This is a genomic window from Mangrovimicrobium sediminis (genome assembly GCF_004745945.1).
Lineage (GTDB): Bacteria > Pseudomonadota > Gammaproteobacteria > Pseudomonadales > Halieaceae > Mangrovimicrobium > Mangrovimicrobium sediminis.
The window spans coordinates 329795-345047 of sequence record NZ_SRLE01000004.1; the positions used below are offsets into that span (position 1 = coordinate 329795).

At 66.5% G+C, this 15253-nt stretch carries 9 protein-coding genes; 5 read left to right on the forward strand and 4 right to left on the reverse strand.

From position 1 onward, the window contains the following. Positions 1-8: 8 nt before the first annotated feature. Both E4634_RS04885 and E4634_RS04890 read right to left on the reverse strand, forming a co-directional pair. Positions 9-3338, reverse strand: coding sequence for a UvrD-helicase domain-containing protein (locus E4634_RS04885; protein ID WP_135441468.1), 3330 nt, complete (start codon positions 3336-3338; stop codon positions 9-11). Continuing rightward, positions 3335-6043, reverse strand: coding sequence for a PD-(D/E)XK nuclease family protein (locus E4634_RS04890; RefSeq protein ID WP_135441469.1), 2709 nt, complete (start codon positions 6041-6043; stop codon positions 3335-3337). Before E4634_RS04890 ends, E4634_RS04885 begins: the two co-directional genes overlap by 4 nt. A 124-nt stretch (positions 6044-6167) precedes the next feature. On the opposite strand from E4634_RS04890, the gene E4634_RS04895 reads away from it, so the two are divergent. After that, the gene (locus tag E4634_RS04895) at positions 6168-7235 is read left to right on the forward strand and encodes a 3-deoxy-7-phosphoheptulonate synthase (RefSeq protein WP_135441470.1); all 1068 of its coding nucleotides are present in this window, start codon (positions 6168-6170) and stop codon (positions 7233-7235) included. 892 nt (positions 7236-8127) lie between these two features. Here the strand turns inward: E4634_RS04895 and nfuA are convergent. Beyond that, on the reverse strand, positions 8128-8703 hold the full coding sequence (gene nfuA / locus E4634_RS04900; RefSeq protein ID WP_135441471.1) for a Fe-S biogenesis protein NfuA: 576 nt from the start codon (positions 8701-8703) through the stop codon (positions 8128-8130). Between the two features lie 159 nt (positions 8704-8862). Between nfuA and metH the strand changes: the two genes are divergently transcribed. Continuing rightward, positions 8863-12555, forward strand: a complete 3693-nt coding sequence (gene metH, locus E4634_RS04905) for a methionine synthase (RefSeq protein WP_135441472.1) — start codon at positions 8863-8865, stop codon at positions 12553-12555. A 15-nt stretch (positions 12556-12570) separates the two neighbouring features. Continuing rightward, a complete protein-coding gene (locus E4634_RS04910) occupies positions 12571-12801 on the forward strand; it encodes a DUF2970 domain-containing protein (protein WP_135441473.1) in 231 nt (76 codons plus the stop codon). A 21-nt stretch (positions 12802-12822) separates the two neighbouring features. Here the strand turns inward: E4634_RS04910 and E4634_RS21665 are convergent, their stop codons facing one another. Then, entirely contained in the window at positions 12823-12945 is a 123-nt protein-coding gene (locus E4634_RS21665) for a methionine synthase (RefSeq protein ID WP_206046794.1), read from the reverse strand. Positions 12946-13142: 197 nt separating this feature from the next. Here E4634_RS21665 and E4634_RS04915 point away from each other — a divergent pair, with 197 nt between their 5' ends. Both E4634_RS04915 and E4634_RS04920 read left to right on the forward strand, forming a co-directional pair. Continuing rightward, a complete protein-coding gene (locus tag E4634_RS04915; RefSeq protein ID WP_135441474.1) occupies positions 13143-14798 on the forward strand; it encodes a nitrite/sulfite reductase in 1656 nt (551 codons plus the stop codon). Beyond that, positions 14791-15222 (forward strand): DUF934 domain-containing protein, encoded by a 432-nt coding sequence (locus tag E4634_RS04920; RefSeq protein WP_135441475.1) that lies wholly within the window; start codon positions 14791-14793, stop codon positions 15220-15222. The genes E4634_RS04915 and E4634_RS04920 overlap by 8 nt, the downstream gene beginning before the upstream one ends. The last annotated feature ends 31 nt before the right edge of the window (positions 15223-15253 follow it).

Consider the following 15253-nt stretch of genomic DNA (forward strand, 5'->3'; position numbering starts at 1 on the left):
GCCTCCTGTCAGGTATCGAGTTGGGTAAGCCGGTGCAGGACACCCAGGCGCGGAAAGTACAGGGCGCAGCGCAGGGGTTCGTCGCCCAGCGCACGCAGGGCATCGCGGTAGCCGGCCAGTTGCTCTGTGTAGGCCTGCGCCTGTCCGGCGATAAACGTATCCAGAGACACGCCCGCGGGCGGCACGCTGCTCTTGTAGTCGATGATCCAGCGCTCGCCGCTGCCGGCATCGACAAAACAACGGTCGATCACGATATCGCGTATCGCGCCATCGCGCTGCCAGGTCAGGGCAAATTCGCTGTGCGCCTCGGGGTGCGCGGCATCCAGCAGCCAGCGGCCCTGTGGGTCTGCCAGGGTGCGCCTGAGCGCATCCAGGACTGTCTCCAGCGCGGTACCCAGCGTGCTCCCGTGCAGGCCCAGTTGCGCCAGGCACTGCCGCGCCAGTTCCGCGTATTGTGCCGGCGGCTGCTCGGGCAGCTCCGCGACCAGTGACAGGCGCTCCAGCATCAGGTGAATGGCGGTGCCCACATGACGCTCGACGCGGTTGAGCACGGGTTCCGGGATATTCGGCCCTTCGGCCTGCGGCGGCATCGCCTCCGGCTGCGGAGGATTGCGCAGCACCCGCAGCGCAATGCTGCGGCTGACGGTGTCCGCTGGCTCGCCGCTGTCTTCATGAATCTGCACCCCGCGCTGGAACGCGGGCCAGATGTGGGACAGCAAGGCGCTGTCCCCCGGCGCGCGCAACTCGCCTGCGCCCTCCTCGCCTTCGGTTTTGAGGCAGGCGCTCAGGGTCAACCGTTGTGCTGCCCGGGTGGCGCCCACATACAACAGTCGTGCCGACTCATTGCGTTGCTTCTCGCTGCGCTGGCCCTTGAGGTAGTTGTACAGCCCCGGAGTGTTCGCCTCGCTGTGGTCATCCGCCGCCAGCAGGAAGCCGCCCTCCCCGTGCGCGGCGGTGTAGTCGTCCCACAGCAGCAATTGCCGGTCGTCACTGCGCGGCGCCCGGGCCAGCGCGGGAATCACTACCCAGTCGAACTCCAGGCCCTTGGCCTTGTGCAGGGTCATGATCTGCAAGGCTGCATCCGGCGCGCCGCCGGAGGCGAACAGGCGGGTGACCTTCTGTTCCAGCCAGGCGATATCCAGGCCGACACCCTCGCGCTCGGCATCCTGCAGCAGGTCGAAGAAACGCGCGGCGTCCTCCAACTGCATCGGGTTTTCCAGGCAGGCGGGACCGCCGAGTTGGCGCCAGCACTGCTCCACCCATACACGCAGCGCCAGGCGGTCGCGCTTGGCCCAGGCCCAGCGCAGGCAGTCGCGCAGTCGCGCCAGCCGCGCCGCTGCGTTCTCCGGCAGTATCGCGGGAAGCTCGCCGGCCAGCAGCAGTGCCGCCAGGTTTTGCCGGCGCGGGTCTTTGGCCTGACCGGCCAATGCGTGCAGTTCATCCAGGGTCAGTCCACACCAGGGTGCGCGCAGCAACGCCAGCCAGGCGACCCGGTCCCCGGGGTTGGCGAGCGCCCGGCACAGGGTCAACAGGTCGACAATCGCCGGCGAGCTGGCGAGGGAGTCCATGTCCTGGGCGGCGAAGGCGACACCGCGCCGGCGCAGCTCCGCGAGTAACGGGGCGAGCTGGCCACGGCTGCGGCCGAGCACGGCGATGGAGTCGAAGCGCTGTTGCTGCACGGCCGCCTCGAGCTCACCGGCCAGCCACAGTGCCTCGTTGTCGGCGGCGCCATCGCCAACGAAGGCGTGTGTGTCTACCGCAGGTTCGTACCCCGCGGGACGCACCGCCTGCGCCGCTGTAAAGCGCACACTGCCGCGCCGCGGGTCGTCCTCGGCGGGAAACGCCTCGGCAAACGTGGTGTTGACCCAGTCGACGATGCCCGGGGTCGAGCGGAAATTACACTGCAGTGCCAGCAACTGCGGGATGACGCCGTTGAAGCCCTCCTGCCGCGCGCGCAGGAACAGACCGACATTGGCGTTGCGGAAACCGTAGATGGACTGCATGCCGTCGCCGACGATAAACAGCGTTCGCGGGGCCTCGGGATGCGCGACATTGTGTTGCTCCCAGCCGCGGGTCAGGCGCTGCACCAGGCGATACTGGTTGAGTGCGGTGTCCTGGAATTCGTCGACCAGGATATGTTCGATCTGGTAGTCCAGGCGCAGGGCCAGCTCGGTCGGCGCGTCGTCCTCCCCCAGGGCATCCAGCGCGGCCAGCGCAACCTGAGTATGGTCGGCGGCGCCCTCGCGCTCGAACACCAGCAGCAGGCAGGCGGACAGCAGCGGCAGCACATGCGACAGGTGCAACACCAGCTGCCATGCCTCGGCGTGGTCGTCCATGTCGGGCAGGCGACCCAGGCGCTGTAATTGCAGGGGCAAGTCCGGCACTTCCGCGGCCAGTACCTGCAGCAGTTCCAGCATCTGCGCCTTGCGCGCTTTATCCGCCTCGCTCTTGACCGGGAAGCCTTCGCGCACGGTCACCGTCTTGCGCAGGCTGCCCGATGTGGTGAGCAGGAAAGGCTTCAGGGCGCGCCAGGCGGGCAGTTGCGCCGGCTCCAGCGGCAGGGACGGAACAGTCGCCGCCACCCCGCGGCTCGCCTGGGCCCCAGCCAGCAAATCGAGTATTTGGTCCAGCCAGGGCGCCAGTGTCTGTACCAGGCTCTCCAGTTCTTCCTCGATGACCAGCTGCACGGTACGCCGCAGGCGCGCTTCCGCGGCATCCTGGTCGCCGCCGGCGGCCACGTAGTCCTGCCACTGCTCGCGCTTCGCCAGCATGCCTACCAGGAGGTTTTCCAGGCGGCCCCAGTCGTTATCGAAGTGCAGCAGCAGGGCATCCAGCGCGGCGGCGTGCGCCCGTGCACTGCCCAGCGTGCTGAACAGTTCGCCCACCGCCAGGCGGTAGAGGTAGTCGGCGTCGTCGACCGGCCGCGCCTGGCCGCCGAAACGGCTGAGGATCGGCATCTGCCGCGCCAGCGCCGCGCAGAAGCCGTCGATGGTGCGGATATTGAAACGACCGATATCCCGCGACAGGGCCCAGCCCTGCGCCCGGCCGTGGGCCAGTGCCGCCAGGGCCAGGTCGCGGGTGCGCTGCTGGTGTTCGCTATCCACCGGCGCTGCGGACTCAGCCGCCCACAGCGCCTGCAGGACGCGCTCGAGCATCTCCGCCGCCGCCTTGCGGGTGAAGGTGATCGCCAGCACCTGTTCGGGGCGGTTGACGCGGGTCAGCAGGGCGAGGAAGCGCTGGATCAGCAGCTCGGTCTTGCCGGACCCGGCGGGGGCGGTAACGCAGAAACTGCGGTCGATATCCAGCGCTTCGGCGCGCTGGGCGGTATCGGCGATCACGCGTCGCCCTCCCCTTCGATACCGACGCGGCACAGGGCCTGCAGGCCGCAGTAGTCGCAGGCACCGCGCAGCGGGTCGACCTCGGCCTCGCCTGCCACGTAGGCCCGCGCCAGCTGCTCGAGCCGCGCCTGCCAGTTGCCGACCAGGTCTGGCCAGTCCTGTGCCTCCTCCCTGCCGCGGCTGGCTTTTGCCGGGTCAGCCGCGACGCCCGGGACGTCCAGTGCGTCGCCCATGCCGAGCAGGCGACAGTCGCGCGCCCGCACCTGGGCGAACGCGACCCCCGCGGCACCGGTTGCCAGGGCATACAGCGGCAGCTGCGGCGCCCGCGGCCGCTCGCCGAGCCAGTCGCCGATCGCGCAGCGCCCGGACTTGTAATCGATGACCAGTTCGCGCCCATCCGAGAGCGTATCGACGCGGTCCACCCGCAGGCGCAGGGTCAGGCCGCCCAGTTGAAACGTGTCCGGCGCCTCGCGCACCTTGACCCGGAACGGCGGCCGCGCTCGTTCTGCGTCCAGCCACTCGGATAACACCTGCACCAGGCGCCGGTGCTCCAGGTCCAGGCAGGGTGCGCCCACCAGCAGGCGCACGGGCTCCGGCATTGCGGCCAGGGCGGCATCCACAGCGGTGCTCAGCGCCTGCGCGCATGCGGTATCGTCCAGCCGCGCCAGCGCGGCGCTGTCACCCAGCGCACCCCACAGCGCGAACAGGGCGTCGTGCAGCAGGTCACCCCGCTGCCGCGCCGAGAGGCCCGCGTGGGGCGGGTCCAGCACCTGGGCGCCGAGGCGGTGCACGGCGAAGGCGCGGAACGGGCAGCTGGCCTGGTTCTGGAGGATCGCGCTGCCGCCGGCGGTTCCGTCGCGGGCCGCGAGCCCCGGTCCGCAATCATCGAACTGCGCCTCGACCTGCGCCGCGCTGTGCTGCGCGCGCCACGCTTCGGGCAATACGTCCGCGGCCTCGTTGTGGGTGATGGCCACCTCGCGCAACAGCGGGCTGGGCAGCTCCGGCGCGCCCTCAACCTGGCGCGCATAGCTGGCCAGCAATTGGGTACTGCCGGCGACATACTGCTGCAGCAGGCGCTCGGCGTAGTGCCACTCATCCTCGGCGCTGCTGTGCGGCATGCGGTGGACGCGCTGCAGGCGGACCGGGATGAACGGATTGGGACGCAGCGGCGCCGGCCAGCGACTGGCCTCCATGCCGCACAGCCACAGGGCGTCGAACTGCAGCCCGGCGGCCTCCAGCGGGCCCAGCACCTGCACGGGGCTGTCCGCGGTCTGCGGTTGGGAAATAGTGGCCTGGCAGCAGCGACGCAACAGGGCCAGCGCGGCAGGGAAGTCCAACTCGCCGCTGGTGTTATCGCAGGCGGCGAAATCCTCGAGTACGCCATACCAGACCTCGACCTGCTGGAATTCCAGGGAGTCGAGCGGCCCCGGCCCCGGCCAGCCCCACAGTTCGAGCACCGCGCGCAGGCTCTCGACCCAGGCCGACGGCAACTGGCGCAGGCGGTGTAGGCGCAGCGCATGGGACTGCAGGAGCGGGGTCGCCAGGGCGTTACCCACATGTCCGACACCGGCCCCGGCGTCTTTGGACACTCCCTGGTCGGATACGCTGGCCGCAAGTGCGCGCAGGCGCCCGCCATCGACCCGCTCGCGCCCGTCCGCATACAGCCGCTGGACCAGTTGCACACAGTCTTCGTCGAGGGCCGCACAGCGGCCGGCGAAGCGTGTGACAAGCAGACCGAGAATGTCCGCCAGGGGGATATCGCGCTCGCAACAGGAGAGCATGCGCAATGCATCGCGCACTACCGGCGCCCGCTCCAGGGTGATGCCGGTGGAGAAGTTCACCGGCAGCGCGGCGTAGGCCTCGCCGAGGCAGTCGAAGGCGCGGCGCAGTTCGTATTCGAGCGTCGCCCGGTCGCCCTGCATGTCGCCGAGTACGATGCCCAGGCGGCTGCGGGGATTGGCGCTGTGCTCCCTCGCCGCCCAGTTCGCTACCGCGGCCAGTTCGGCGCGGCGCTCGGGCCAACTGCAGGCTTGCAGCGCTGCCGCTTCGCCAAAGGCGCCCTGCGCCGGGATGACCTGCGCGGCCAGCGCCGCGACGCAAGCCTGTTGCAGTTGCGTGGCCTCACCACAATCCAGGAGCACCACCGTGTCGAGCACAGGTTTGTCGCTGGCGCCGAGCAGGTCGACCAGGCAGTTCGCGCGGGTTGCCAGGCCGCGCTCGGTGAGCGTGGCGTCGAATGCCTGCAACCAGCGCAGGAAGGTGGCGCAATCGGCGTCCAGGGCGAATTCTGAGCGCAGGCCCGGCGCATGGGCATCCAGCCGCGCCTGCAGCAGCGCGTCGCGGGCGGCGCTGGCCAGGTCCACCGCGCTACCCGGTTGCAACAGGTTGTAGGCGGCGTTGTCGCTGGCATCGCGCGCGATCACCGCGGACCACAGTTCGCGCTCCTGCAGTGCGCTGAGGCAGATGCGCGGGGAGCAGCGGCCCTCGCTGACGGCAACCTGCCAGCACTGCTGCAGCCAGCTGTCCAGAGGGCGGACCGGCGCGGGCTGCCACACGCTCAGCCCGGCATCGGCCTGGCGCCGGTCCCAGGCGCTCTTCACCGAGCGCGCCAGTCGCTGGTTGGGGGTCAGCAGGAGTGTGCCCTGCTCGAGATAAGACGCGAGTGCGCCGCGTTCGTAGTGTGAGGAAAACCCGCCTGTGGGCACCTGCCAGCCTCCTGCCGAGCCGCCTGGGGGCGCCTACCCAAATACCGCCCGCTGCTATAGAATGTCGCGCCCTCCCCGGCCAGGATGGGCGGCGGAGCCGTGATGTAATGTATCAGGTACCCCAATGAGCAACAACGAAGTCCACAATATCAACGTCGACTCCCAGGTCGTCCTGGTCACCCCGGAAGAACTCTGGGCAACCCTGCCGATGAGCGATGCGGTCCAGCAGACCGTGGCCGACAGCCGCCAGGTCATCTGGGACATCCTCGACCGCAAGGACCACCGCATGTTCGTGGTGGTCGGCCCCTGCTCGATCCACGACACCGCGGCGGCCATGGACTACGCGCGCCGCCTCAAGGCACTGGCGGACGAGCTCTCCGACACCCTGTACATCGTCATGCGCGTCTACTTCGAAAAGCCGCGCACCACCGTGGGCTGGAAAGGCCTGGTCAACGACCCCTACCTCGACGACTCGTTCAAGATCGAGGAAGGCCTGCACATCGGCCGCAAGCTGCTGCTCGATATCCTCGAGATGGGCCTGCCCACCGCCACCGAGGCGCTGGACCCGATCTCCCCGCAATACCTGCAGGACCTGATCAGCTGGTCCGCGATCGGCGCGCGCACCACCGAATCCCAGACCCACCGCGAAATGGCCAGCGGCCTGTCCTCCGCTGTGGGTTTCAAGAACGGCACGGACGGCGGCCTGACGGTGGCCACCAACGCGCTCAACTCGGTCTCCCGCCCGCACCGCTTCCTGGGCATCAATCGCAAGGGCCAGGTCGCTGTCTTCACCACCAGCGGCAACGCCTACGGCCACATCGTCCTGCGCGGCGGCAGCAGCGGCCCGAACTACGACTCGGTTCATATCCGCCTGTGCGAGGAGGCCCTCGAGAAGGCCAAGCTCGCCAAGAACATCATGGTCGACTGCTCCCACGCCAACTCCAACAAGCAGCCGGACCTGCAGCCGCTGGTGGTCGAGAATGTCGGCAACCAGGTCGTCGAGGGCAACCAGTCGATCGTCGGCCTGATGATCGAGAGCAACATCCACGGCGGCAACCAGTCGATCCCGGAGGATCTGTCGCAGCTCAAGTACGGCGTTTCGGTGACTGACGGCTGTATCGGGTGGGATGAGACTGAGGCCTGCTTGCGCGCATTGCGCGACAAGGTGAAGGACGCTCTGAAGGCGCGCTGAGTTGCTGGGGCCGGACGCCTCGGGTTCTCCTGACTTTGGGACTGGCCAAGCTGATCGGTGCTCGAGGTCTTTCGGCCCGCTCGGCTCGTGAGCGCCATTACGCCAGCCGAAAACCGCAAAAGCGCCGTCCATGGCAGCTCGGCCTCGGCCATCCATGGCCTCGGACGTTTTCGGCCGGCGTAATGGCACTCCCGATCCTCTTTCCAGCTTTTGCCTGACCGATCGGCTTGGGGGCAATCTCAGAGTTTGCAAAGGCGATCTCAACTCCGGATGCAAAAGGCATTCAGACTCTGTCGAATCCTACCAGCTCGATACCGACCAGCGACTCTGATCGACACCACACGGCCAGCATCTCCAGAGCCACAGAGTGCCTGAGTTTCTGAGTTCCTGAGCTCGCGAACATACTCAGCCCGCCCACGCCCACGAACTCGTTCCAATTTCCAAACGCCCAAGCGTAATCGGGCTGAAGCTAAGCCCCCAGTTCCATCGAAAGCTGTGAGGAGGCCTGCAGCATGTCCCGGCCCTCCCGGGACGTCGGCGGCCATGGATGGCCGCCGCCGAGCCTGTACATGGATGTACGCTTTTTGGCGATCCCGGGAGGGCCGGGACGTGTTGCAGGCCGGCTAGCCGAAAGAAACCACCCGCCCGTCAAAGCAAACGTTTCGCTACCCAGAAGAGAGGGAAGACGCACCGCAGGCAGACAAGCCAACGGAGTCTGACCAAACTCGGCGCTAGGATTTTTGGTGAAGCCGGGAAGCCCAGGACGCGGTGCAGCCTGTCCAGACGAAAGAATCAGGCCGAGTATGGAAATGCGGTTAGCGCGGCACCGCTGAAGAACCGGGACGTGCAGAAAGCCGACGGGAAGAAGAACCCGCCGGCCAGGGAGCAGACCTCAGTAGTAGGCTTTCGAGGTATCCGAGTGGTCAGTCAGGTCGCGAACCCCCGCCAGTTGCGGAAGTTGCTCCAGCAGCGTCTTCTCGACGCCACCTTTTAGGGTCTGGTCAACCGCCGCACAGCCCTGGCAGCCGCCACCGAACTGCAGTACCGCGAACATGTCCTCCGTGACCTCCACCAGGCTGACCTCGCCGCCGTGGGCCGCCAGCGCCGGGTTGACCTCGTTGTAGAGGACATAGTTGATGCGGTCCTCCAGCGGACTGTTCTCGTCCACCCGCGGCATCTTCGCGTTCGGCGCCTTGATTGTGAGCTGGCCACCCATGCGGTCTTTCGAGTAGTCGACCAACGCGTCTTCGAGGAACGGCAGCGAGCGCGCCTCGATCCAGGCGGTGAGGTTGTCGAATTTCAGCTGCTCGTCATCGTCCTGCACGTCGCCATCGCGGCAGTAGGCAATACAGGTTTCCGCCCGCGGCGTGCCCGGCTGGTTGATGAAGACACGTACGCCCAAAGCATTTTCCTGCTTGGAAAGCAGTTCAGCCAGGTACGCCTGTGCCGATTCAGTAATTGTGATCATGATTTCACTATCCGACTAATTTACTCGGGTATTTTACCAATCTGTGTGCAAAAGTGCGAGCGCTCCAGGGCTTACCGCACAGCGCGGCGCGAATCTGCTAGAATGCCCCGCTTTTTCGCACGGACGCCAACGGCGACAACAACGGAGACAGGCAGCGGCATGACAGCCCCCGACAACAAGGTAGCCATCCTGGAACAGGCCCTCAGGCAGCGGATCCTCGTGATCGACGGCGCCATGGGAACCATGATCCAGAATGCCGGGCTGACCGAGGCCGACTACCGGGGTGCGGATCTTACCGAGCACCCGGTGGACCTCAAGGGTAATAACGACCTGCTGTCGATTACCCGGCCGGACGTCATCGCCGATATCCACCGCGCCTACCTCGACGCCGGTGCCGATATTATCGAAACCAACAGCTTCAACGCCACCTCCGTCGGCCAGGAAGATTACCGGCTGGGCGGCATGGCGCACGCCATCAACCTGGCGGCGGCCAAGGTCGCGCGACAGGTGGCGGACGAGGTGACGGCGAGTAACCCGGACAAGCCGCGCTTTGTCGCCGGCGTGCTCGGCCCGACGCCGAAAACCGCGTCGATCTCGCCGGACGTCAACGACCCGGGCGCGCGCAGCATCAGCTTCGACCGCCTGCGCGAATCCTACCTCGAGGCGACCCTGGCGCTGGTCGAGGGCGGCGCAGACCTGCTGCTGATCGAAACGATTTTCGACGCGCTCAACGCCAAGGCCGCCATATTCGCGGTCAAGCAGGCCTTCGACCAACTCGGTTACGAACTGCCGCTGATGATCTCGGTGACCTTCCCCGACGTCAGCGGTCGCGTGCTCTCCGGGCAGAACCCGGAGGCGTTCTACAACGCCATCGCCCACGCCAGGCCGCTGATCGTCGGCAGCAACTGCGGGCGCCGCTACAAGGAGATCCGCCCGTTCCTGGAGGAACTGGCGAACGTGGCGCCGTGCTACTTCAGCGCCCACCTGAACGCCGGTCTACCGAATGCTTTCGGCGAGTTCGACGAGACGCCGGAAATCATGCACGAGGACTTCCGCGAGTTCGCCGGGCGCGGCTTCCTCAACCTGGCCGGCGGCTGCTGCGGCACCACGCCGGCGCACATCCGCGCGATTGCCGACGCGGTCGAGGGCGTTGCGCCGCGGGTACCGCCCACACCGGAGGGGGCATGTCGCCTGTCCGGCCTCGAGCCCATGAACATTCGCCAGGACAGCCTGTTCGTCAACGTCGGCGAGCGCTGCAACGTGACCGGTTCGGCGCGCTTCAAGCGCCTGGTGCTCGACGGCGATTACGAGACCGCGCTGGATGTCGCGCGCACCCAGGTCGAGGACGGCGCGCAGATCATCGACGTGAACATGGACGAGGGCATGCTCGACGCCCACCACGCCATGGTGACGTTCCTCAACCTGGTCGCCTCCGAGCCCGACATCGCGCGGGTGCCGGTGATGGTCGACTCCTCGAAGTGGGATGTGATCGAGGCCGGCCTGCAGTGCATCGCCGGCAAGCCGGTGGTGAACTCCATCAGCCTCAAGGCCGGCGAGGAAGAGTTCCTCGCCCAGGCACGTCTGTGCCAGCGCTACGGTGCCGCGGTAGTCGTCATGGCCTTCGACGAAAACGGCCAGGCGGACAACCTCGAGCGGCGCCAGCAGATCTGCCAGCGCTCCTACGACCTGCTGGTCGGTGAGCTCGGCTTCGACCCGCACGACATTATCTTCGACCCGAACATCTTCGCGGTGGCCACGGGCATTGAGGAACACAACAACTACGCGGTGGACTTCATCGAGGCGACGCGCTTCATCAAGCAGGCACTGCCCGGCGCGCTGGTCTCTGGCGGTGTTTCCAATGTGTCGTTCTCCTTCCGCGGTAACAATCCGGTGCGCGAGGCGATTCACTCGGTGTTCCTCTACCACGCGATTCGCGCCGGCATGGACATGGGCATCGTCAACGCCGGCCAGCTCGCGGTCTACGACGAACTGCCCGCCGACCTGCGCGAGGCGGTCGAGGACGTCGTGCTCAACCGTCGCGACGACGCCACCGAACGCCTGCTGGAGCTGGCGGAAAGCTTCCGCGATAGCGGCGGCGCAACCGGTCGCACGGAAGACCTCAGCTGGCGCGAACAGGACGTGGCCAAGCGCCTGGAGTATGCGCTGGTCAAGGGCATCAACACCTACATCGTGGAAGACGCCGAGGCGGCGCGCCAACAGTTCGAGCGCCCTATCCAGGTGATCGAAGGCCCGCTCATGGACGGCATGAACGTGGTCGGCGACCTGTTCGGCGACGGCAAGATGTTCCTGCCGCAAGTCGTAAAAAGCGCGCGCGTCATGAAACAGGCGGTCGCCTACCTGCAACCGTACATCGAGGAGGAAAAGTCCGAAGGCTCCAGCAGCAACGGCAAAATCCTGCTCGCCACGGTGAAGGGCGACGTGCACGACATCGGCAAGAACATCGTCGGCGTGGTTTTGCAGTGCAACAACTTCGAGGTCATAGACCTCGGCGTGATGGTGTCCTGCGAGGAAATCCTGCGCGTCGCGCGCGAGGAGAACGTGGATATCGTCGGTCTGTCCGGTCTGATCACGCCCTCCCTGGACGAGATGGCGCACGTGGCCGCGGAAATGCAACGCCTGGATTTCAAGGTGCCACTGCTGATCGGCGGCGCAACGACCTCGCAGGCACACACCGCGGTGAAGATCGAACCGCAGTACACCAACGACATCACCGCCTACGTGGCGGATGCCTCGCGCAGTGTATCCGTGGCCGCGCAGTTGATGGGCGATAACAAGGCGGCGTTCGTCAGCGAACGGCGCGAGCAGTACGCCCAGGTCCGCGAGCGCGTCGCCAACCGGAAACCGCGGGCGCGGCAACTGCCCTACCCCGAGGCCGTGGCCAATGCGCTGCAACTGGACTGGAGCAGCTACCAGCCGCCGCAACCGGCGTTCACCGGCGTGCGGGTGTTCGACGATTTCCCGCTGCAGGACCTGGTCGACACCATCGACTGGACGCCGTTCTTCATCACCTGGGAACTGGCCGGCAAGTTCCCGGCCATTCTCGAGGACGACAAGGTCGGCGCCCAGGCCAGCGACCTGTACCGCGATGCCCAGGCCATGCTGCAGCGGATCATCGACGAGAAATGGCTCACCGCCCGCGCGGTGGTCGGCTTCTGGCCAGCTGCGCGCAGCGGTGCGGACGATATCGCCCTGTACGCGGATGACGCGCAGGGCGAACAGATCGCCGTACTGCACCAGCTGCGCCAACAGGCGGAAAAGAGCGATGACCAGCCCAACCTGTGCCTGGCGGATTTCGTCGCGCCACAGGGCAGCGGCGTGCCCGACTACGTCGGCGGCTTCTGCGTCAGCACCGGGCACGGTGTGGACGAGAAGGTCACGGAGTTCGCCGCCGAGCACGACGACTACAACGGTATTTTGCTCAAGGCCCTGGCCGACCGCCTGGCGGAATCCTTCGCCGAATACATGCACCGCCTGGTTCGCCGCGAGCTGTGGGGCTATGCGCCGGATGAGGCGCTGGACAACGAATCCCTGATCCGCGAACGCTACCAGGGCATCCGCCCGGCGCCGGGCTACCCCGCCTGCCCGGACCACAGCGAGAAGGCCACCCTCTTCCGCCTGCTGGACGCCACCGCCAACTGCGGTGTCGAACTGTCGGAGAGCTTCGCCATGAGCCCGGCCTCGTCGGTGAGCGGCTGGTACTTCGCCCACCCCGAGTCACGCTATTTCGCGGTGGGCAAGATCGGCCGCGACCAGGTCGAGGACCTGGCCGCGCGCAAGGGTGTTACCGTGCAAGAAGTGGAGCGCTGGCTGCGCCCCAACCTGGATTACTGACCGAGGAGACCCGGGATGACCGAGGACAACAAGAGCGAAGAGCCGAGCCGCTCACCCGGCCCGCTGCAGGTGGTGGGTAGCGTGTTCGCCGCGGCGTTCGGTGTGCAGAACAGCAAGAATCGGGAGCGGGACTTCAAGCAGGGGCGCGCCGGTGTGTTCATCGCCGCGGGGATTATCTTCACCCTGCTGTTTATCGCCGCCATGGTGACGATCGTACAACTGGTGCTGAAGGGCGCGGGCAAGTAGAGCCTGCCCGCGCGGCCCGGATCAGCTGGGCATGCCGCCCAGCCACAGGTACATGGCTACGACGATGAGGCTGATAATGGCGGTGACCGCGATCGCATCTGCCGCGCCGTCGCCCGCGTCCTTGTTGGTATTTTCCTCGCTCATGGGTGCTACTCCGTCTGATGGGGTTTGAAATCCGGCGGCCATTATAGCAGCCGCGCGCCCAATCCCAAGCCGGCCGGCAACCCATTTCCACGTTCTAAGCTTATGCTTAAACCGCCTATTTGGACGGCCGCATTTTCTGATAAGGTAGCGCCTCCCGCGACGGGGGTGGCGGGCAGGAAAACAGACGGAAATCACTGATGTACATCTACGACGAGTATGACCAGACCATCGTCGACGAGCGGGTGGCGCAGTTTCGCGACCAGACCGCCCGCTACCTCGATGGCAAGTTGACCGACCAGCAGTTTCTGCCGCTGCGCCTGCAAAACGGGCTGTATATCCAGCGTCTTGCGCCCATGCTGCGCATCGCGGTGCCCTACGGCCTGCTCAGCAGCCGGCAGTTGCGCAAGATCGCCGCCCTGTCGCGCGACTACGACAAGGGCTACGTGCACGTCAGCACGCGGCAGAATTTCCAGTTCAACTGGCCGCGCCTGGAAGACGTACCGGCCATGCTGGCGGAACTCGCCGAGGTGCAGATGCACGCCATCCAGACCTCGGGCAACTGTATCCGCAACACCACCACCGACCAGTACGCCGGCGTCGCTGTCGACGAGATAGAAGACCCGCGACCCTGGTGCGAACTGGTGCGCCAATGGTCCACGCTGCATCCCGAGTTCGCCTTCCTGCCGCGCAAGTTCAAGATCGCCGTGTGCGGTTCGCATGAGGACCGCGCGGCCATTCGCGCCCATGATATCGGCCTGGAGATCTACCACGACGGCGCCGGTAACACCCGCTTCCGCGTGCTGGTCGGTGGCGGACTGGGTCGCACGCCGGTTATCGGCGAAGTGGTCTGTGACGACCTCGAACCGCAACACCTGCTGACCTACCTCGAGGCCATCCTGCGCGTCTACAACCAGCACGGCCGGCGCGACAACAAGTACAAGGCGCGCATCAAGATCCTGGTCAAGGCAATGGGCGTGGACGCCTTCCGCACGGCCGTGGAGCGCGAGTGGGCGGTGTTGAAGGACGGCCCGACCACCCTTACCGAGGCGGAAATCACGCGCGCCAAGGGGTTTTTTACCGCGCCGGATTACAGCGGCGTGGATGCCCTGGCCGCCGGCGAATCGCTGCAGGCCAGCTGCGCCAGCGACCCGCTGTTCGCCAACTGGGTCAAGCGCAACACCGTCGAGCACCGCGTGGCGGGCTATCGCATCGTCAACATCTCGCTCAAGGCCACCGGCTACCCGCCGGGCGATATTACCGACCGCCAGTTGGAGCTGATCGCGGACCTCGCCGATCGCTATTCCTTCGGCGAGGCGCGTACAACTCACCAGCAAAACATGGTGCTGGCCGACGTGCGCCAGGACCAACTCCACGAGCTGTGGCAGGCGCTGCAGGGCGCGGGCATGGCAACGCCCACCCTGGGCTACCTCACCGACATCATCTGCTGCCCGGGCGGCGACTACTGCTCGCTGGCCAATGCCAAGTCGATTCCCGTCGCCGAGGCAATCCAGGCACGCTTCGACGATCTCGATTACCTCTACGACCTCGGCCCGCTGGACCTCAACATCAGCGGCTGCATGAACGCCTGCGGCCACCACCACATCGGCCATATCGGCGTACTCGGCGTGGACAAGAAAGGCCAGGAGTTCTACCAGGTGAGCCTCGGCGGCCACCAGGGCAAGGACGCCTCCCTGGGCAAAATCCTCGGCCCCTCCTTCAAGCAGGAAGACATGCCCGACGTGATCGCCAAACTGATCGATACCTTCGTCGACCTGCGCCAGGGCGAGGAAACCTTCCTCGAGACCTACCGCCGGGTGGGCATCGACCCCTTCAAGGAGCGCGTATATGCCTAAGCTGATCAAGAACGGCAGCATCGTCGAGGAACAGGGGCCGGAGGTGCTGGACCTCGAGCAGTGGCTGGCGTCGGAGCAGCGCGCCTCGCGCGCTGTACTGCTTGAGCCGGGCGAGACGCTTGAGCCCCTGCTGGCCCACCTCGACGAGTTGCAGTTGGTACTGGTGAACTTCCCGACCTTCATGGACGGGCGTGGCTTTTCCTACGCCCGCGAGTTGCGCGAGCGCGGCTACCAGGGCGAGATCCGCGCCGTCGGCGATATCATCCGCGACCAGCTGACCTACCTCGCCCGCTGCGGCTTCGACGCCTTTCAGCTGGCCGACGAGGACTCCCTCGAAGAAGCGCTGGAGAGCCTGGGTGACTTCAGCGAGTACTACCAGGCATCGATCGACCAGCCGCAACCCCTGTTCCGCCGCCGCCCCTGAAATACCGCCCCGCCCCGCGCGGGGCGCTGGC

Excerpts from the sequence above, each read along its gene's own strand:
- E4634_RS04895 (WP_135441470.1), top strand. The coding sequence starts at position 6,168 with ATGAGCAACAACGAAGTCCACAATATCAACGTCGACTCCCAGGTCGTC.
- nfuA (WP_135441471.1), bottom strand. The coding sequence starts at position 8,703 with ATGATCACAATTACTGAATCGGCACAGGCGTACCTGGCTGAACTGCTT.
- metH (WP_135441472.1), top strand. The coding sequence starts at position 8,863 with ATGACAGCCCCCGACAACAAGGTAGCCATCCTGGAACAGGCCCTCAGG.
- E4634_RS04910 (WP_135441473.1), top strand. The coding sequence starts at position 12,571 with ATGACCGAGGACAACAAGAGCGAAGAGCCGAGCCGCTCACCCGGCCCG.
- E4634_RS21665 (WP_206046794.1), bottom strand. The coding sequence starts at position 12,945 with ATGAGCGAGGAAAATACCAACAAGGACGCGGGCGACGGCGCGGCAGAT.
- E4634_RS04915 (WP_135441474.1), top strand. The coding sequence starts at position 13,143 with ATGTACATCTACGACGAGTATGACCAGACCATCGTCGACGAGCGGGTG.
- E4634_RS04920 (WP_135441475.1), top strand. The coding sequence starts at position 14,791 with ATGCCTAAGCTGATCAAGAACGGCAGCATCGTCGAGGAACAGGGGCCG.